Origin of the sequence: Paracoccus nototheniae (genome assembly GCF_004335005.1) — a bacterium.
Taxonomy (GTDB): Bacteria; Pseudomonadota; Alphaproteobacteria; order Rhodobacterales; family Rhodobacteraceae; genus Paracoccus; species Paracoccus nototheniae.
Map to the genome: position 1 here is coordinate 1 of NZ_RQRT01000032.1, position 18,361 is coordinate 18,361.

At 66.3% G+C, this 18,361-nt stretch carries 14 protein-coding genes; 4 read left to right on the forward strand and 10 right to left on the reverse strand.

Annotated elements, in window-relative coordinates; translation table 11 throughout:
• Positions 1 to 25: 25 nt before the first annotated feature.
• The 3 genes from EG885_RS12495 to EG885_RS12505 all read right to left on the reverse strand — a co-directional run bounded on the left by EG885_RS12495 (position 26) and on the right by EG885_RS12505 (position 5,003).
• A complete protein-coding gene (locus EG885_RS12495) occupies positions 26 to 2,572 on the reverse strand; it encodes a penicillin-binding protein 1A (protein WP_131575011.1) in 2,547 nt (848 codons plus the stop codon).
• Between the two features lie 80 nt (positions 2,573 to 2,652).
• Positions 2,653 to 3,873, reverse strand: coding sequence for an N-acetylmuramoyl-L-alanine amidase (locus tag EG885_RS12500; protein ID WP_131575013.1), 1,221 nt, complete (start codon positions 3,871 to 3,873; stop codon positions 2,653 to 2,655).
• The gene (locus EG885_RS12505; protein WP_131575015.1) at positions 3,870 to 5,003 is read right to left on the reverse strand and encodes a pyridoxal phosphate-dependent aminotransferase; all 1,134 of its coding nucleotides are present in this window, start codon (positions 5,001 to 5,003) and stop codon (positions 3,870 to 3,872) included. Before EG885_RS12505 ends, EG885_RS12500 begins: the two co-directional genes overlap by 4 nt.
• Before the next feature lie 164 nt (positions 5,004 to 5,167).
• On the opposite strand from EG885_RS12505, the gene EG885_RS12510 reads away from it, so the two are divergent.
• Positions 5,168 to 5,920: a DsbA family protein gene (locus EG885_RS12510; RefSeq protein WP_131575017.1), complete on the forward strand. Its 753-nt coding sequence runs from the start codon at positions 5,168 to 5,170 to the stop codon at positions 5,918 to 5,920.
• 33 nt (positions 5,921 to 5,953) lie between these two features.
• Here EG885_RS12510 and EG885_RS12515 read toward each other — a convergent pair whose 3' ends face one another.
• Positions 5,954 to 6,793, reverse strand: coding sequence for an SDR family oxidoreductase (locus EG885_RS12515; RefSeq protein ID WP_131575019.1), 840 nt, complete (start codon positions 6,791 to 6,793; stop codon positions 5,954 to 5,956).
• 84 nt (positions 6,794 to 6,877) lie between these two features.
• Here EG885_RS12515 and EG885_RS12520 point away from each other — a divergent pair, with 84 nt between their 5' ends.
• Positions 6,878 to 7,273: a winged helix-turn-helix transcriptional regulator gene (locus EG885_RS12520; protein ID WP_207392271.1), complete on the forward strand. Its 396-nt coding sequence runs from the start codon at positions 6,878 to 6,880 to the stop codon at positions 7,271 to 7,273.
• On the opposite strand, the gene EG885_RS12525 is transcribed toward EG885_RS12520, so the two are convergent.
• The 6 genes from EG885_RS12525 to EG885_RS12550 form a co-directional block, all read right to left on the reverse strand.
• Positions 7,249 to 8,682, reverse strand: a complete 1,434-nt coding sequence (locus tag EG885_RS12525; RefSeq protein WP_131575024.1) for a mannose-1-phosphate guanylyltransferase/mannose-6-phosphate isomerase — start codon at positions 8,680 to 8,682, stop codon at positions 7,249 to 7,251. The two genes, EG885_RS12520 and EG885_RS12525, sit on opposite strands and share 25 nt — an antisense overlap.
• 310 nt (positions 8,683 to 8,992) lie before the next feature.
• Positions 8,993 to 12,598 carry a vitamin B12-dependent ribonucleotide reductase gene (locus EG885_RS12530; protein WP_131575026.1) on the reverse strand — a complete coding sequence of 1,202 codons (3,606 nt, stop codon included), beginning with the start codon at positions 12,596 to 12,598 and terminating at the stop codon, positions 8,993 to 8,995.
• Between the two features lie 418 nt (positions 12,599 to 13,016).
• The gene (locus tag EG885_RS12535) at positions 13,017 to 13,556 is read right to left on the reverse strand and encodes a 5-formyltetrahydrofolate cyclo-ligase (RefSeq protein WP_207392272.1); all 540 of its coding nucleotides are present in this window, start codon (positions 13,554 to 13,556) and stop codon (positions 13,017 to 13,019) included.
• Entirely contained in the window at positions 13,553 to 14,959 is a 1,407-nt protein-coding gene (mgtE, locus tag EG885_RS12540; protein WP_131575051.1) for a magnesium transporter, read from the reverse strand. Before mgtE ends, EG885_RS12535 begins: the two co-directional genes overlap by 4 nt.
• Positions 14,960 to 14,998: 39 nt before the next feature.
• Positions 14,999 to 15,784: an inositol monophosphatase family protein gene (locus EG885_RS12545; protein ID WP_131575053.1), complete on the reverse strand. Its 786-nt coding sequence runs from the start codon at positions 15,782 to 15,784 to the stop codon at positions 14,999 to 15,001.
• Positions 15,785 to 15,923: 139 nt separating this feature from the next.
• Positions 15,924 to 16,283, reverse strand: a complete 360-nt coding sequence (locus tag EG885_RS12550) for a helix-turn-helix domain-containing protein (protein WP_131575055.1) — start codon at positions 16,281 to 16,283, stop codon at positions 15,924 to 15,926.
• 188 nt (positions 16,284 to 16,471) lie between these two features.
• Between EG885_RS12550 and EG885_RS12555 the strand changes: the two genes are divergently transcribed.
• Both EG885_RS12555 and EG885_RS12560 read left to right on the forward strand, forming a co-directional pair.
• On the forward strand, positions 16,472 to 17,440 hold the full coding sequence (locus EG885_RS12555; RefSeq protein WP_131575057.1) for a zinc-binding dehydrogenase: 969 nt from the start codon (positions 16,472 to 16,474) through the stop codon (positions 17,438 to 17,440).
• A 104-nt stretch (positions 17,441 to 17,544) separates the two neighbouring features.
• Positions 17,545 to 18,291: a Bax inhibitor-1/YccA family protein gene (locus EG885_RS12560; protein ID WP_131575060.1), complete on the forward strand. Its 747-nt coding sequence runs from the start codon at positions 17,545 to 17,547 to the stop codon at positions 18,289 to 18,291.
• Positions 18,292 to 18,361: the final 70 nt, after the last annotated feature.

The following is an 18,361-nucleotide window of genomic DNA, read 5'->3' on the forward strand; positions in this document are numbered from 1 at the left end:
CCCCCGGCCGTCGCGGGACGCAATCCTAATACAACCCACCAGACGACATCGTCCCGAAATCCGTCCGCCCCGGGATCACCCGACGCTCGCCGGTCGAGGTGGTGATCGAGGTCGCGGCCCCGGCGGCAGCCTCCCATGGCAGGATCACCACGTCATCGCCAAAGCCCGAGACGACATAAGGCGCCAGCCAGTCGGGGTCCATGCCGTCGCGGAAATACTCGGCAATGACATTGGGGCCGCTGGCATCGTCGGACAGGCGCTGGCCCGTCGTGCGGTCGATCTTGACCCAATAGCCGCCCGGCGGCACCTTGAATTCCGTCCCGCCATATTCCGCCACCGCCTCGCGCATGAAGGCGTTGAAGACCGGCACGCACAGGGTGCCGCCAAAGGCGCGTTCGCCCAGGGACCGGGGCTGATCGTAACCGATATAGCAGCCCGCGACGATATTGCTGGAATAGCCGATGAACCACACGTCCTTGGCGTCATTGGTGGTCCCGGTCTTGCCCGCGATCGGCACCGGCAGATCGACGCCCGACCCCGAACCGCGCTGAACCGCGCCTTCCAGCATCGAGGTCAGCTGATAGGCGGTGACCGCATCCAGCACCCGTTCGCGGTTGGTATCGATCACCGGCCCCTGCCCCGCCGGCATCACCTGCATCGCGCAGGTGCGGCAGACCCGCTGGTCGTGGCGATAGACGGTGCGCCCGCGCCGGTCCTGCACACGATCGACCAGCGTCGGCTCGACCCGCTCGCCGCCATTGGCGAACATCGCATAGGCTGCGACCATCTTGAACAGCGTGGTTTCCTGCGCGCCAAGCGCATTGGCCAGAAACGGCGACAGGCTGTCATAGACCCCGAAATCCTCGGCATAGCGGGCGACCTGATCCATGCCGATATCGTCGGCGATCCTGATGGTCATCAGGTTCCTGGACTGTTCGATCCCGGTCCGCAGGGGCGTCGGGCCGTAATGGCGCCCGGACGAGTTCTGGGGTTCCCACAGGCCCTGCGGCGTATTGATGCGGATGGGTTCATCGACCACGATGGTCGCGGGGGTATAGTTGCTGTCCAATGCGGCGGCATAGACGAAGGGCTTGAAGGACGAGCCCGGCTGACGCTGCGCCTGCGTGGCCCGGTTGAAGACCGAGCTTTCATAGGAAAACCCGCCCTGCATCGCCAGCACCCGGCCGGTGTTCACGTCCATCGCCATGAAGCCGCCCTGCACCTCGGGCACCTGCCGCAGGGTCCAGCGCAGAAAACTGCCATCGGCGTCGCTGGTCATGGCGCGGACCATCACCACCTCGCCCGCCCCGACCAGATCGCCTGCAACCTGCGCGCGCGCGGCCAGCTCGCCGGTCTCGCGGTCCAGACGGCGGGCCCATTGCACATCGGCGGCGGGGATCCAGTGGCCGTCGGCGTCTTCCTCGATCCCCTCGATGCCGACACGGGCGTCAGAGGCGCCGACCTCCAGCACCACCGCCGGGTGCCAGCCCGGAATGTCGCGCGGCAGGCGCAGATCCCACAGCGCACCGCGCCATGCGGCCTCGTCGGTCAGGGTGGCAGGCTCGATCGTCTCGCCGGTGCCGCGCCAGACGCCGCGATTGCGGTCGTAATCCTCCAGCGCCACCTGCAGGGCCGAGGCGGCCTCGGTCTGCAATTCGGGATCGACGGTGGCGCGGATGGTCAGGCCGCCGCCAAAGAATTCCTCTTGCCCGAATTCAAGGCTCAGCTGGCGGCGGATCTCGTCGGTGAAATAGTCGCGCGGCGGCAATTCGCGCCGGAAAGACGGGAAATCGCCGTTCTGGACCGATCGCAGCGGCAATTGCGCCTCGGATTCATAGGTCGCCTGATCGATAAAGCCGTTCTGCCACATTTCGCGCAGGACGTAATTGCGCCGCTCGGTCACCCGCTCCTTGGCGGTGACGGGGTGATAGCGGCCCGGCGCCTGCGGCATGGCGGCCAGCATCGCGGCCTCGTGCGGGGCCAGTTCGGTCAGCGACTTGTTGAAATAGGTCTGGGCGGCGGCGGCGACGCCAAAGCTGTTCTGACCCAGAAAGATCTCGTTGACGTACAGCTCCAGGATCTGGTCCTTGGTCAGGGTGCGTTCCAGACGCGCGGCCAGGATCAGTTCCTTGACCTTGCGTTCGACGCTGCGGTCGCTGGACAGCAAGAAATTCTTCATCACCTGCTGGGTGATGGTCGACGCGCCGCGCACGCTGGTCCCGCCCGAGGCCAGTGCCTCATATCCCGCCGACAGGATGCCGCGCAGATCATAGCCGGGATGATTATAGAAATTCTTGTCCTCGGCACTGACAAAGGCCTGCTTGATCAGGTCGGGCACCTCGTCGATGGGCACGAAGATTCGCCGTTCCTCGGAGAATTCGTCGATCAGCTGGCCTTCGGCGGAATAGATGCGGCTGATGGTTTTCGGCGAATAGGTGGCCAGCATCTCGTGGCTGGGCAGGTCGCGCGAATAGATCCAGAAGATCCCGCCGACAGTCAGGGCCGCAAAGAACGCAGCCGTCACCACCCATGAGAAGATCGCACCAAAAAAGGACAGGATGGTTCTAAGCAAGGGGCCGGGCCTTTCGCGGGTTCGCGCCGTCTATAGCGGCGCGGGCCGCGCCGGTCAAAGCAACACTGGGTGTAAAACGATCAGTGACGCAGCAGCCCCCGCCGGGCCTGTTCGTCGCGCCACCAGCCGGTCGTGGCCTCGGCCACCGCATCGACCATGCGGGCGCGCCATTGCGGATCGGTCAGATTGGCCAGATCGGTCTGGTCCGAGATGAATCCCAGCTCCAGCAGGACCGAGGGAATATCGGGCGATTTCAGGACCGAAAACGCCGCCCCCTGAACGGGCCGCCCATGCAGCCCGATGCCGTGCAGGGCCATGCGCGAACTCAGCAGCCGGGCAAAGGCCTCGGACCGGGGCTGGGTGTCGGTGCGGGCGAAATCCATCAGCGCCATGGCCAGCGTGTCATCCTTGCCGCGCAGATCCATCCCGGCCAGCAGATCGTCGCGCGGATGACGCAGCGCCAGTTGCTGTGCCGCCCGCCCGTCGGAGGCCGGGTTCCAGACATAGATCGTGGCCCCCGCCGCCTGCCCCTGCGGCAACGCATCCGCATGCAGCGACAGCAGCAATTGCGCGCCCGAGGATCGCGCGGCGGTCATCCGATCCTCCAGCCGCACAAAGACATCGGTGTCGCGGGTCATGGCCACCGTCACGCCGCGCAGCTGCAGGGCGTCGCGCAATTCCTGCGCGAAGGTCAGGACCAGTTCGGCTTCGGTCTCGTTTCCGGCCTGCGCGCCGGGGTCGAAACCGCCATGACCGGGGTCCAGCATCACCGTCAGGCCCGGCCCACGCTCTGGTGCCTCGGGCAGATCGGAAGGGTCGGGCAGGTTGCGCAACGCAGCCGCAGCCGAGGGGCGGGGCGCGAAGTCGGCGGGCGCAACCGGGGCCAGCGACACGCGCAGCCGCGCCTCGGCCCCTTGCGTGCGCATCCCCGCACGCTCCACACGGTAGGGACCGGGCAGTTCGATCACCACCCGCGACCAGCCGCGCCGGAAGCTGCCCCACCGCACCGCCGGGGCCAGATCGCCGCCGAACAGCAGCGCGGGGTTCTGCCCGCTCAGATCGACACCTTGCAGATCGATGACCAGCCGCGCCGGTTCACCGACCAGAAAGGCGCGCCACGGAACCGGCCGGTCCAGCGCCAGCTGCAGCTCCAGCGACTCGGGGCCGAAGACGCGCTGCCACCAGCCCGCGGGCGCCGGCGTCAGGGCCGATCCGCCAAGGCTCAGCCGCGCCGGACCCTCGGCCATGGCCGGGCCGACCAGCAGCGCCAGCAGCATCAGGATCAGGGTCAGCCCCCTCATCTGGCCGCCATGAATGCCGTCAGACGGGCCAGCCCTTCGGCGATATCCGCAGTCGCGCGGGCATAGGAAAAGCGCAGCGTCCGCATTCCCCGGTCGGGATCGAAATCCACCCCCGGCGTGACGGCAACACCTGCCTTTTCAAGGATCTCTGCCGCAAAGCTGATGGAATCATCGGTCAGATGCGACACGTCGGCATAGATATAGAACGCGCCTTCGGGCGGGGCGATGCGGTCGAACCCGGCGCGGGGCAGCCCCTCCAGCATCAACCGGCGGTTTTCGGCATAGACGGCGCGGTTCGCCTCGGCCTCGGGGGTGCAATCCAGCGCGGCCAGCGCCGCGACCTGGCTGGCATGGGGCGGGCAGATGAACAGGTTCTGCGCCAGCCGTTCCACCGTGCGCACCATGTCGGGCGGCACCACCATCCAGCCCACCCGCCAGCCGGTCATCGAGAAATACTTGCTGAAGGAATTGACCACCACGACATCGTCGGTGACCTCCAGCGCGGAATGGCAGCGATCGCCGTAAGACAGCCCGTGATAGATCTCGTCCGAGATGACGGCCATGCCCTGCCGGGCTGCCGCATCCGTCAGCGCCGCCAGTTCCGGCACCGTCAGCACCGTGCCAGAGGGGTTGCCGGGCGAGGCGAGGATCAGCCCCTCGGCCTCAGGCAGGTCTTCTGGGCGGGGTTGATAGCGGTCGGCGGCCCGCGTCTGGATGCCCACCGGCGTCAGCGACATGGCGCGCAGGATCTGCCGATAACTGGGATAGCCGGGAAACCCCATCGCCACCCGGTCGCCCGCATCGAACAGCGCCGAAAAGGCCAGAATGAACGCCCCGCTGCTGCCCGGCGTCACCACCACCCGGGCCGGGTCCAGATCGACCCCGTACCAGCGCCGGTACAGATCAGCGATGCCCTGCCGCAGGGCGGGCAGGCCAAGCGCCACGGTATAGCCCAAAGGCTGTTCCAGCGCCGCCGCCAGCGCGCGGCGCGCGCCTTGGGGGGCGGGGGTGCCGGGCTGACCGACCTCCATATGGATGATGTGACGACCCGCCGCCTCGGCCCGGGCGGCGGCCGCCATGACGTCCATCACGATGAACGGGTCTACCTGTCCGCGCAGGGAAGATCGCATGGCTCTGCCTCTTGTTTTGGGCATGGTGATAGCGCGGGATGGCGCCACGCTCCAGTTCTTTGCGCGGCTTCTTTTCGCGTCACGCGGGCGTGTTCGCGCCTTTCTTGCCATCGCGCCCGCCCCGGTCCAAGCTGCGCCCGACAAAAACTGGAAGGTCTTTTCGGATGACACGCCTGACCGCCGCCCTTTTGCTGGGCGCCAGCACCGCCCTTGCCACCCCCGCCCTGTCCTTTGACATCGGCGCGATGTCCGACGATGAAAAGGCCGCCTTCGGCCAGGCCGTGCGCGACTATCTGATGGAAAATCCCGAAGTGCTGGTCGAATCCATCAACGTTCTGGACGCAAGACAGGCCGAGGCCGGGGTCGCCAATGACCGCGATCTGATCGCGGCCAATGCCGATGCGCTGTTCCAGGACGGCCATTCCTGGGTCGGCGGCAATCCCGATGGCGATCTGACCGTGGTCGAGTTCATGGATTACCGCTGCACCTATTGCCGTCAGGCCCATCAACAGGTGCTGGACGCAGTCGAGGAAGACGGCAACATCCGCCTGATCATGAAAGAATTTCCGGTTCTGGGCGAAGACAGCGAAACCTCCAGCCGCTTTGCCATCGCGGTCCTTCAGATCGCCGGGGACGACGCTTATGCCAAGGCCCATGACGCGCTGATGACGCTGCGCCCCTCGCCCACGCCCGAGGCGCTGCAGGGCATCGCCCAGGATATCGGCGTCGATGCCGATGCGGTCATGGCGCAGATGCCGACCGATGCGGTGACGTCCGTTCTGCTGGAAAACCGGCAGCTGGGCCAGACGATGGGGGTTCAGGGCACGCCCGCCTTCGTCATCGGCGACACTATGCTGCGCGGGATGCCGCAGGCCGGGGTCGGCCCGACCATCGCGCGCATCCGCGAAAGCATGTAAGCGAAAGGCCCCCGTCCCCGGGGGCCGTTCCTTTCAGACCAACGCAGCCCGAACGGCCTCGGCAAGCGGCGTGGCCGGGCGTCCGATCAGCGCCTGCAGCGTGTCGGGCGATCCGTCCAGCGCCCCTTGGGCGGCGGCGGTATCATATCCGGCAATCGCCTCGGCCAGCGGCGCGGGCAGACCGGCCTTGACCAGCACCTGTGCATAATCGGCAGGCGGCAGATCGACATAGGGGATGTCGCGCCCGGTTTGCTCTGATATCTCGGCCGCCAGATCGGCCAGCGTATAGGCGGGCGCACCGGCCATTTCATAGACCTGCCCCTCGTGCCCCTGTCCCAGCAGCGCCTCGACCGCGGCGGCGGCATAATCGGCGCGGGCGGCCCCGGCGATGCGGCCCTGCCCCGCCGATCCGACCAACGCGCCATGGGTCAGCGCGGCAGGGACGCTGCCCAGATAATTCTCGTGATACCAGCCGTTGCGCAGCACGGTCACCGACAGGCCCGATGCGGCCAGCATCGCCTCGGTCTCTCGGTGTTCACCGGCCAGCGACAGGATCGACCGGTCGGCATGCAGCACGCTGGTATAGACGATGCGCCCGACCCCTGCCGCCTGCGCCGCCTCGATCACCGCCCGATGCTGGGCCTTGCGCTGCCCGATCTGGTTGCCCGAGATCAGCAGCAGTGTCTGCACCCCCGCCAGGGCCGGGGTCAGTGTTTCAGGGCGGTCGTAATCGAACAGGCGAACGGGCACGCCCGGATCGGCCGCAGGATCGCGGGCCAGCGCGATGACGGGAAGGCCGGGCAGGCGCGCCGCCAGCCCCGCAAGGACAAGGCGGCCCAGCTGGCCGGTGGCTCCGGTGATGGCGATGGTCATGGCAGATCTCCTGTGATCGGGTCTTGCCAGATATGCGACGTGCGCTTACCAAAAGGAAGTACGCACAAAAAGGTAAGTATGCCGATGCCCGACAGCCTGACCGACCATCTGCGGCGCGGCGATCTGATGGCCGTAAACTGTCCGTCCCGCCCGGTCATGCGGGCGATCACCAGCCAATGGGGGGTGCTGATCCTGATGGCGCTGCGCGACGGCACGCACCGGTTCAGCGCCTTGCGGCGCAAGGTGGGGGGTGTGTCCGAACGCATGCTGGCCGAGACGCTGCGCCGGCTGGAGGGGCATGGGCTGGTCACCCGCGTCGCCTATCCGGTGGTGCCGCCGCAGACCGAATATTCCCTGACACCCCTGGGGCAAGAAGCCGCAGCCCATGTCGCGGCGCTGGCCGATTGGGTCGAGGTCACCCTGCCCCGCCTGCAACCCCAGCCCCAGCCCCAGCCTCAGTCGGCCGAGCTGCGGGAATAGACGTCCTCGTAGCGGATGATGTCGTCTTCGCCCAGATAGCTGCCGGTCTGCACCTCGATCAGGACCATCGGCACCTTGCCGGGGTTTTCCATCCGGTGGACGGCACCAAGCGGCACATAGATCGACTGGTTTTCCGTCACCAGCGTCACCGCGTCATCGACGGTGACCCGCGCGGTGCCCGACACGACGATCCAATGTTCGGACCGGTGGACATGGCTTTGCAGCGACAGGGCCGCGCCGGGCTTGACCACGATGCGCTTGACCTGAAAGCGGTCGGCCAGCGCCAAAGTCTCGAACCAGCCCCAGGGGCGGTGGTCGCGGGGAAAGGATTCCGCCTGCTTGGCGCGCTTGGCCTTCAGCGCCAGCACCGCCTGCCGCACATCCTGCGCGCGCGCGCGGTCCGCCACCAGCACCGCGTCCGAGGTCGCCACGACCATCAGATCGCGCAAGCCGATGCCCACCACCTGCATCTCGTCGCTGTCGGACCGCAGCAGCACGTCATGACAATCGATGGCGGTCGAATTGGCATCCGTCACCACGCCCTGATCCGAGGGCGTCTGATCCAGCGCCTCGCGCCAGACCGCGTCCCAGCCCCCCAGATCCGACCAGCGCCCGGAAAAGCGCACGACGGTCAGGTTGTCGGCCTTTTCCATGACCGCGTAATCGATCGATTTATCCTCGGCCAGCAGCCATGGGGCCTTGGCCAGCCGCAGAAAGCCCAGATCGGTCTGCGCCTGATCCAGCGACTGCCCGACCGGGTCCAGATAGGCCGGGGCATGGGTGCGGAACGCGTCGATCATCACCTGCGCCCTGAACAGGAAAATCCCCGCATTCCACAGGAAATTCCCCGCCGCCAGCATCTGCGCCGCGCGGCTCGCATCGGGTTTCTCGACAAAGCGCGCCAGAGGCTGCGGCCCCTCGCCCGTCGTGGCCAGCTCCAGATAACCATAGCCCGTCTCGGGGCGGTCGGGGGTGATGCCGAAGGTCACGATGCGCCCCTGCGCCGCTGCCTGCGCGCCCATCGCCACGGTCGCGGCAAAGCCCGCCGCATCCGGGATGACGTGATCCGAGGGCGCGACCAGCACCAACCCCTGAGGGTCGGTCTCCGCGACCATCAGGGCGGCGGCCAGGATCGCGGGGGCGGTGTTGCGGCCCGCCGGTTCGATCACGATGCGCCCCGGCGTAATGCCCGCCTGTTCCAGCTGTTCGGCCACGATGAAGCGGAAATCGGAATTCGTCATGACGACCGGCGGCGCATAGCCCGCCCCCGACAGCCGCCGGGCCGAGGCCTGAAACAGCGTCTCGTCCCCGGTCAGGGCGGCGAATTGCTTGGGAAAGCTTTTGCGCGACACCGGCCAAAGCCGCGTGCCCGAACCGCCCGCCATCAGAACCGGAGTAATCACGCTCATTCCTGTCTCCCCGCGGGTTGGCCCGCCCGATCTTGCACAATGTCGCAGCCTGCACCACCACCCAAAGGCGAGTTGCCGCCCGGCGTCAAGCCATGCCCAAGGCCCTAGCCCGAACGGTTCGCAACTTCCACCCGATCCGACGGTCCGCCCGCGCTATCGTGACCGAAAAAAGCCCCCCGGTGCCGGGGCACTGGGGGGGCCAGTCGCCACGCGTCTTCGCGCGCTTGCTGCCGCGAAAGGCATGTCCCGGTCGTTCCGCCGGGGCCTGTCGGTCGGGGCCGGGGCGCAAGACCCCGGTCCCGCCGCAAGGTCAGCTGCAGCCGCTGGTGCCGCCGCAGGTGTTGCACTTCATGCAGGTGCCATTGCGGACCAGCGTATAATTGCCGCATTCGCCGCAGGGATCGCCCTCGTATCCCTGCATCCGGGCCTTGGTGCGCAGATCCATGCCGCTTTGGAACGCCACCGCGCCTTCGGCCATGCCGGTCGCCACGGCAGCGGTCGAGACCCCCGCCTGCAGCGCCATCAGATCCTGCGGCATCCGCTTGCGCAGATATCCCGCGCTGCTGATCTGTTTCAGCATGGTCAGGGATTTCAGCTCGGACGGCTGGCGGGGCCGCCCCTCATCCTCGCCACCGCCCAGATCGTCAAAGCTGGCGCCGGTGGGCGCGACATGGGCCAGATCGGTGCGGTCCAGATAGCTGACGGCCAGTTCGCGGAACACATAATCCAGAATCGAGGTCGCGTTCTTGATGCTGTCATTGCCCTGCACCATCCCCGCCGGTTCGAACCGGGTGAAGGTGAAGGCGTCCACGAATTCCTCCAGCGGCACGCCATATTGCAGGCCCACGGACACGGCGATGGCAAAATTGTTCATCATCGCCCGAAAGCCCGCACCCTCCTTGTGCATGTCGATGAAGATCTCGCCCAGCTTGCCGTCGTCATATTCGCCGGTCCGCAGATAGACCTTGTGACCGCCGACGATGGCCTTCTGGGTATAGCCCTTGCGCCGCTGCGGCAGCTTTTCGCGGTTCGACCGCACGATTTCCTTGACGATGATCCGCTCGACGATCTTTTCGGCCAGCACCACGGCTTTTTCGTGGTTCGAGCCATGGGCCAGAACCTCTTCGGCCTCATCGTCATCCTCGACCAGCGCGGAAGCCAGCGGCTGCGACAGCTTCGATCCGTCGCGATACAGCGCGTTCGCCTTGATCCCCAGACTGTGGGACAGCTCATACGCCGCCAGCGTCTCTTCGATCGAGGCGCTGGAGGGCATGTTGATCGTCTTGCTGATCGCGCCCGAGATGAAACTTTGTGCCGCCGCCATCATACGGATGTGGCTGTCGACCGACAGATAACGTTTGCCGGTCTTGCCGCAGGCATTGGCGCAGTCAAAGACCGACAGATGTTCAGGCTTCAGATGCGGCGCGCCTTCCAGCGTCATGGTGCCGCAGACATGGTCGTTGGCGGCGTCGATCTGGGACCGGGTAAAGCCCAGATGGCGCAGCAGATCAAAACTCGGATCAGCCAGCCGGTCGGCCGGAATGCCAAGCGTGCCGCGGCAGAAATCCTCGCCCAGGGTCCATTGGTTGAAGACGAACCGGATATCGAAGGCGGCGGCAAGCGCCCCCTCGACCTTTTCGATCTCGCGCGCGCCAAAGCCGTGACCGGCCAGCGATGCGTGGTTGATCGCCGGGCAATTGCCAAGGCTGGCATGGCCCACCGCATGGCCGATGATCTCTTCGATCTGGGCCGAAGGATAGCCCAGCTTGGCCAGCGCTGCGGGCACCGACTGGTTGATGATCTTGAAATAGCCGCCGCCCGCCAGCTTCTTGAACTTGACCAGGGCAAAGTCGGGCTCGATACCCGTCGTGTCGCAATCCATGACCAGACCGATCGTCCCGGTGGGCGCGATGACCGTGGTCTGAGCGTTGCGGAACCCATGCGCCTGACCCAGGGTCAGCGCCTCGGTCCATGCCTCGCGGGCCAAGGCGACCAGCGTCTGCTCGGGGCAATTGGCCGCGTCCAGCGCGACGGGGGCGACGTTCACGCCCTCGCATTCGGTCCCATGGGCGGCGGCGCGGTGGTTGCGAATGACCCGCAGCATGTGGTCCGCGTTGCGCGCATAGCCGGGAAAGGCACCCAGTTCCGACGCCATCTCGGCGCTGGTCGCGTAAGCCACGCCGGTCATGATCGCCGACAAAGCCCCGCACAGCGCGCGGCCCTGATCGCTGTCATAGCCGAAGCCCATATTCATCAGCAGCCCGCCGATATTGGCATAGCCCAGACCAAGCGTGCGGAAATCATAGCTGCGCTGCGCGATTTCCCTCGACGGGAACTGTGCCATCAGCACGCTGATTTCCAGTGTCACGGTCCACAACCGGCTGGCATGGACATAGGCATCCGCGTCGAAGCGCCCGTCCGACCAGAAGGTCAACAGGTTCATCGAGGCCAGATTGCAGGCCGTATCGTCCAGAAACATGTATTCGCTGCAGGGGTTCGATCCCCGGATCGCCCCATCTTCGGGGCAGGTGTGCCAGGCGTTGACCGTGTCGTGGAACTGGATGCCCGGATCGGCGCAGGCCCATGCGGCATGGCCGATCTGGTCCCACAGATCGCGCGCCGACACGGTCTTCGCAACCTTGCCATCGGTGCGGCGGATCAGCTCCCACGGGGCATCTTCGCGCACGGCGCGCAGGAACGCATCCGTCACCCGGACCGAGTTGTTCGAGTTCTGCCCCGAGACGCTGACATAGGCCTCGGAGTCCCAATCCGTGTCATAGGTCGGAAATTCGATGCTGTCGAAACCCTGCCGCGCATATTGCAGCACCCGGTTGATATAGGTTTCGGGGATCATCGCGCGCTTGGCCGATTTGATCGCGGCCTTCAGCGCGTCATTGCCGGCCGGATCGGTCGCATCCGCGATATCGCCATCCCAGCCCCGGATCGCGGCAAAGATGCCGTTCAACTCGCGTTCATGCAGCTTGGACCCAGCCACAAGGCTGGCGACCTTCTGCTCCTCGATGACCTTCCAGTTCACGAAAGCCTCGATATCGGGATGGTCCATATCGCAGATGACCATCTTGGCCGCGCGCCGCGTGGTGCCGCCCGACTTGATCGCGCCCGCAGCCCGGTCGCCGATCTTCAGGAACCCCATCAGGCCGGATGACTTGCCGCCGCCCGACAGCTTTTCGCCCTCGCCCCGCAGGGACGAGAAATTGGTGCCGGTGCCGCTGCCATATTTGAAAAGCCGCGCCTCGCGCACCCACAGGTCCATGATGCCGCCATCGTTCACCAGATCGTCGCTGACGGACTGGATGAAGCAGGCATGGGGCTGGGGATGTTCATAGGCGCTGGTCGATGCGGTCAGCTTGCCGGTTTTGTGATCGACATAGAAATGCCCCTGCCCCGGCCCGTCGATGCCGTAAGCCCAATGCAGCCCCGTGTTGAACCATTGCGGGCTGTTCGGCGCGGCCATCTGGCGGGCCAGCATGAAGCGCATCTCGTCATAATAGGCCCGGGCGTCGTCCTCGGTGGTGAAATAGCCGCCCTTCCAGCCCCAATAGGTCCAGGCCCCGGCCAGCCGGTCGAACACCTGCCGGGCGCTGGTCTCGCCGACAAGACGATCCTCGGGCGCCAGCAGGGCCAAGGCGGCCTCATCGGGGACATGGCGCCACAGGAATTCCGGCACGCCCTTTTCGCGCACCGGTTTCAGCCGCGCGGGCACGCCCGCCTTGCGGAAATATTTCTGCGCGATGACGTCGCTGGCGACCTGGCTCCAGCCCTGCGGCACCTCGACCCGGTCGTTGCGGAACACGATGGTCCCGTCCGGGTTGCGGATCTCGCTGAGGGTGGTGGTGAACCCGATCTCGCCATAGGCGCCGCCGGTCTGGGTTGTGAAACGCCGTTCGATCTTCATGCCTGCCCCTGTCTTTCGTTCCTGCCCGATGCCCCAAGCCCGCCTTGGCCCGGCCCGGATGACCGGGCGCGGGCGGCAGCGGCACTGCTGCGACATAGCCTGTGGTTGGCCCCGTTCAGACCACCACATCTTGTGCCATTTCGGCGATATCGCACAAACTGACGGGGGACTGCTTCGCGATCAACAGGTTTTTTTGCAGGCCGGGATGCGGTCGGGCGTTGACAGAGGGCGCTGCGCCGCACCGACAGATTCGCGCACAGTGGCGGGGCCCCGGTTCACGCGAACCGGCAGGTCCGGGGGTTTTTCGAAGGCCGCGCAAGGCGTTGCGAAGAAGGGTTCACCGCTTGTCCACAGGCTTATCCCGCGTTCATCCCCCGGTTGCGCACAGCCGATGCAAAACGGTCACAATCGGCGGGATTCAGCCCAAGGGGGTCAGCATGCCCCGATCCGTCACGATCAGGTCCAGAGGCTGGTCGTAAGCCTCTGCCGGGATCGCGGGAAGGCGCTGAACGTCATAAGCCAGACCGATGGCCGTGACCGGTCCGCTTTGTCGCAGAAATTCCAGTGTCCTGTCATAGAATCCGCCGCCATAGCCCAAGCGGTTTCCCAGCCCGTCGAACCCGGCCAGCGGCACGATCAGCACCCGGGGCGTCAGTTCAGGTGCCGAATCGGGCGGATGCGCGGTGCCGAAGGCGCCGGGCACCAGATCGCCCCCCTGCCACCGACGAAACAGCAGCGGGCGCGCCCGGCACGCCACCACCGGCAGGACCAGCGGGCCGTCATGGGCGGCCATCGCGGGGCGGGGATCGGCCTCGCCGCGCATGGGCCAGTATCCGGCCAGCACCGCGCCCGCATAGGGGGCAATCGCCGCGATCAGATGCCGGGTCAGCGCGGCATCGTCACCGCCCCCCGCGCGCGCGGCCAGCGCCTGCGCCCGCAGGGTCGCCTTGTCGGTCACAGAAGAACCGCGGATGCCAGCCCCAGAAAGGCCATGAAGCCCACCACATCGGTCATCATCGTCACGAACGTCCCCGAGGCCAGTGCCGGGTCCGCGCCCAGCTTGTTCAGGCCAAGCGGCACCAGAATGCCCGCCAGCGCCGCCACCAGCAGGTTGATGATCATCGCCGATCCGATCACCGCCGCCAGTCCCGGATCGCGGAACCACGCCCAGGTGATCGCCGCCATGACGATGCCGAACAAGACGCCGTTGGCCAGTCCCACGATGACCTCGCGGCGCACGACGCGCAGGGCGTTGGCGCGCGACAGATCGCGGGTCGCCAGACCCCGCACCGCCACCGTCAGGGTCTGGGTCGCCGCATTCCCGCCCATCGAGGCGACGATGGGCATCAGCACCGCCAGCGCGACCAGCTGGGCGATGGCATCTTCAAAAAAGGCGATGACGCTGGCGGCGGCCAGCGCGGTGACGATATTGGTGGCCAGCCAGGGCACACGCTGGCGCACCGTCTGCATCACGCTGTCGGAAATGCTGCTTTCGTCGCCGACACCGGCGAGGCGCAGGATGTCCTCTTCATGCTCCTCGTCCAGAACGGCCATGGCATCGTCGATGGTGATGACCCCCACCAGCCGGTCGTCACGATCCACGACGGGGGCGGAGATCAGGTGATACTGGTTGAAGACATAGGCCACGTCGCCTTCTTCGGCAAAGGCGCTGACGGTGCGGAAACTGTCTTCGGTCAACTCGCGCAGGGTGGCGTCACGACGCGAGGCCAACAGGCGGCCAAGGGCGACATAGCCGGTCGGATGACGGCGCGGATCGACAAGGACAATGTGATAGAACTGTTCGGGCAGCCAGTCCTCGGACCGGATGAACTCGATGGCCTCGGCGACGGTCCAGTGTTCGGGTGCGGTCACCACTTCGGATTGCATCAGGCGACCGGCGGAATACTCGGGATAGGCCAGCGACTGTCGCACAGCGGCGGCGTCGCTGGCATCCAGCGCCGACAGGATCTGGGCGCGGTCGCCTTCGTCCATATCCTCGACCAGATCGACGACATCGTCGCTGTCCATCTCGCGGACGGCCTCGGCCACGACGCTGCGGGGCAGCAGCTCCAGCACCTCGTCGCGGATCGATTCGTCGATCTCGGACAGGATCTCGCCGTCGATCTCGTCGGAATACATTGCCAGGAACTGACGGCGCCGGGCGGGGGCCAGACGTTCGATCAGGTCGGCGATATCGGCGGCGTGCATCGGTTCCAGCGCGGCATTCAGCGCGGAGCGATCGTCGTTGTCGATGGCGGTGTCGATGCGGGCCAGCAGCTCGGCGCCGGGGCCGTAATCGTCATCGTCGCGGTCGGGGTTCTGCCCACCGGACGTCTGGTCGCTGCGCGGATGTTCGGCCATCTTGCCCCCTTTGTCGCTGAATATGGTCAGTCTGGCATCTCAGCCGTTCAGCAGGTCCAACGCGGCGCGATGCAGATCCGCCGATCCCGCCGCGATGACCTGTCCGCCCTGCGCGGCGGGTCCGCCCTGCCAGTCGGTGACGATCCCGCCCGCCGCCTGCACCACCGCCAGAGGCCCCGCGATGTCGTAAGACTGCAGCCCCGCCTCGATCACCAGATCGACCTGCCCAAGCGCCAGCAGGCCATAGGCATAGCAATCCAGCCCGTAACGCGTCAGCCGCACCCGGTCGGACACGCGGGCAAAGGCCGCAGCCTCGGCCGGGCTGCCGATTTCGGGAAAGGTGGTCAGCAGCAGGGCGCGGTCCAGCGTCACGCCGCCCCGCGCCATCAACGGACGCTCGCCGCCCGGAAAGACCAGCCGGGACTGGCCCAGCCCGCCCTCGAACCGCTCGCCCAGATAGGGCTGGTCGATCAGGCCATAGACGATGTCCTGCCCGTCCGACAATCCGATCAGCACCCCCCAGCTGGCCGCGCCGCACAGAAAGGCGCGCGTACCGTCGATCGGGTCCAAAATCCATGTCAGGCCGCTGCTGCCGGGGGTTGCGCCATATTCCTCGCCCAGAATGGCGTCATCGGGGCGGGCGTCGGCCAGAACCTCGCGCATGGCGCGTTCGGCGGCGCGGTCGGCCTGGGTCACCGGGTCGAAATCGGCGGGGCGCTTGTTGTCGGCAGCAAGATCCGCGTTGCGGAACCACGGCAGAATGGCATGACGCGCGGCGTCGGCCATCTGATGCGCGGTGCGGATGATCTGCGCTTGGTCCAGCATAGAGGCCCCCTGTCGTCCCGGTCGCGCCGGTGTAACCCGGACGGCAGGAAGGGGCCAGCGCTGTCAGAATGGCTGTCGTCCGACGGTCACACGTCGCAGGACGCCAGCAAGGTCAGTCGCCGCCTGCCGGTCGTGGCAGTCAGGCCGCGTCGGACAGAACCCGGGCCAGTTCAAAGATCTGGCGGCGCTGCGCCTCGGGCATGCCGTAATAGGCGCGCACCAGCTGCAGGGCCTCTTTATCGGCAAAGATGTCGCCTTCGACGACGCCCTGCAGATCGGCATCCTGCAGACCTTCAAAGAAGAAGCTGACCGGAACGTCCACCGCCTGCGCGATATCCCACAGGCGCGATGCCGACACACGGTTCATCCCGGTTTCGTATTTCTGGATCTGCTGGAACTTGATCCCGACCTTGTCGGCCAGCTGCTGCTGGGTCATCCCGATCATCCAGCGACGGTGGCGGATACGCTTGCCAACATGAACATCAACACTATGCTTCATCACTCTTCCCCCTGCAATCATGAGCGGCAGTAACCCGGCAGGGCACAATTTTCGAGTGTCAAGTTGAGTGACCAGTCAGTTTCTGCCCAAAAGGACAGGTCCGGACGCTGTCCGGTAAGCCATCCCGCCGGGCCGTTGACATGGCAGGCCATGCTGCGACCCTACAGTTCAGTTTCCCCGGAGGACAGATGAGCCAGATGATTCGCGCCGCCCAGATCCTGGCCCTGGGGCAGGAACCAGATGTGGTCACGATCCCCGCGCCCGTCACGGGACCGGGTCAGGTGTTGCTGCGCATGTCCGCCGCCGCGCTCAATTTTGCCGACCTGCTGCAGGCGCAGGGCCAGTATCAGGAACGGATCGACCCGCCCTTCGTGCCGGGGCTGGAGGGGGCGGGCACCGTGATCGCCTGCCCGCCCGATTGCGGGCTGGCACCGGGCATGCGGGTGGTCGTGTCGGCTCCGGGCACGCTGGCGCAGGTGATCGCCGTCGATCCGGGCGCCGTGCAGCCCATCCCCGATGCCATGAGCATGGAACAGGCCGCGGGGTTTCAGGTGGCTTATGGGACAAGTCATCTGGCGCTGACCGGGCGGGCGGGGCTGGCCGCAGGGCAGCGGCTGGTGGTGCTGGGGGCGGCAGGCGGCGTCGGGCTGACGGCGGTGCAGATCGGGGCGGCGCTTGGGGCCAAGGTCATCGGCGTGGCCCGCGGCGCGGCCAAGCTGGCGGCGGTGCGGGCGGCGGGTGCGCATCAGGTGATCGACAGCAGCGCCTGCCCCGATCTGCGCGCAGCCCTGCGTGATCTGGGCGGCGCGGATGTCGTCTATGACCCGGTCGGCGCCGAACCGGGCGAGGCGGCGTTCCGCGCCCTGCATCCCGGCGGGCATTTCCTGTCCATCGGCTTTGCCGCCGGACGTCCCCCCGCCCTGCCGCTGAACCACGCTCTGGTCAAGAACATCACCATCCACGGTTTCTACTGGGGCGGCTATCGCAGCCTTGCGCCGCAGGCTTTGCGCGCCAGCATGCAGGGGCTGTTCGACCTCTTTGCCGCCGGACGACTGGACCCGGTGGCGGGCGACACCCTGACGCTGGACCGCATCGCCGAAGGCTACGCCCTGCTGCGTCAGAGGCAGAGCATCGGAAAGGTGGTCATCACCCTGTGAACGGCACCGATTGACACAGGATCGGCATTGAAATGCACGACGTTTCCCCCGATATTACCAGCATAGTCGGGCCAGTCCCGACACGACCTCAAGGGGAGACTTCGATGGCAGATTACAACACGTACCGTACCGCGCAGGGCGTCGGCACCCGCCAGGCGGTGGTCGATCAGGGCCTGCGGGCCTACATGAACAAGGTTTATGGGCTGATGTCGGTCGGCATGGGTGTAACCGCCGTGGCCGCATTCGGCATCTCGACCGCGGCGGTGACGTCCACGGGCGAGCTGACCGGCCTTGGCGTCGCGCTTTATACCTCGCCCCTGAAATGGGTGATCATGTTCGCGCCGCTGCTGATGGTCTTTGCCTTCGGCGCTGCGATGAACCGGCTGTCCGTGACGGCAGCGACCGGCATGTTCTATGCCTTCGCCGCGCTGATGGGCCTGTCGATCAGCTCGATCTTTCTGGTCTATACCTCGGTCTCGATCGTGCAGACCTTCCTGGTGACGGCCATCGCCTTCGCCGGTCTGTCGCTCTATGGCTATACGACCAAGAAAGACCTGTCGGGCTGGGGTACTTTCCTGATGATGGGCCTGATCGGTCTGATCGTCGCCTCGATCGTGAACATCTTCATTGCCTCCTCGGCCATGCAATTCGCGATCTCGGTCATCGGCGTGCTGATCTTTGCCGGCCTGACCGCCTATGACACGCAGAACATCAAGAACACCTATCTGCAGATGTCCGGATCGGACGCCGATTTCATCGGCAAATCCGCGATCATGGGGGCGCTGCGCCTCTATCTGGACTTCCTGAACCTGTTCATGTTCCTGCTGCAGTTCATGGGCAACCGCGAATAATCGACGCGATACCCCGACATGGAAAAGGCCCCCGATCCGGGGGCCTTTTTTCATGGTCGCGATCCCAAGG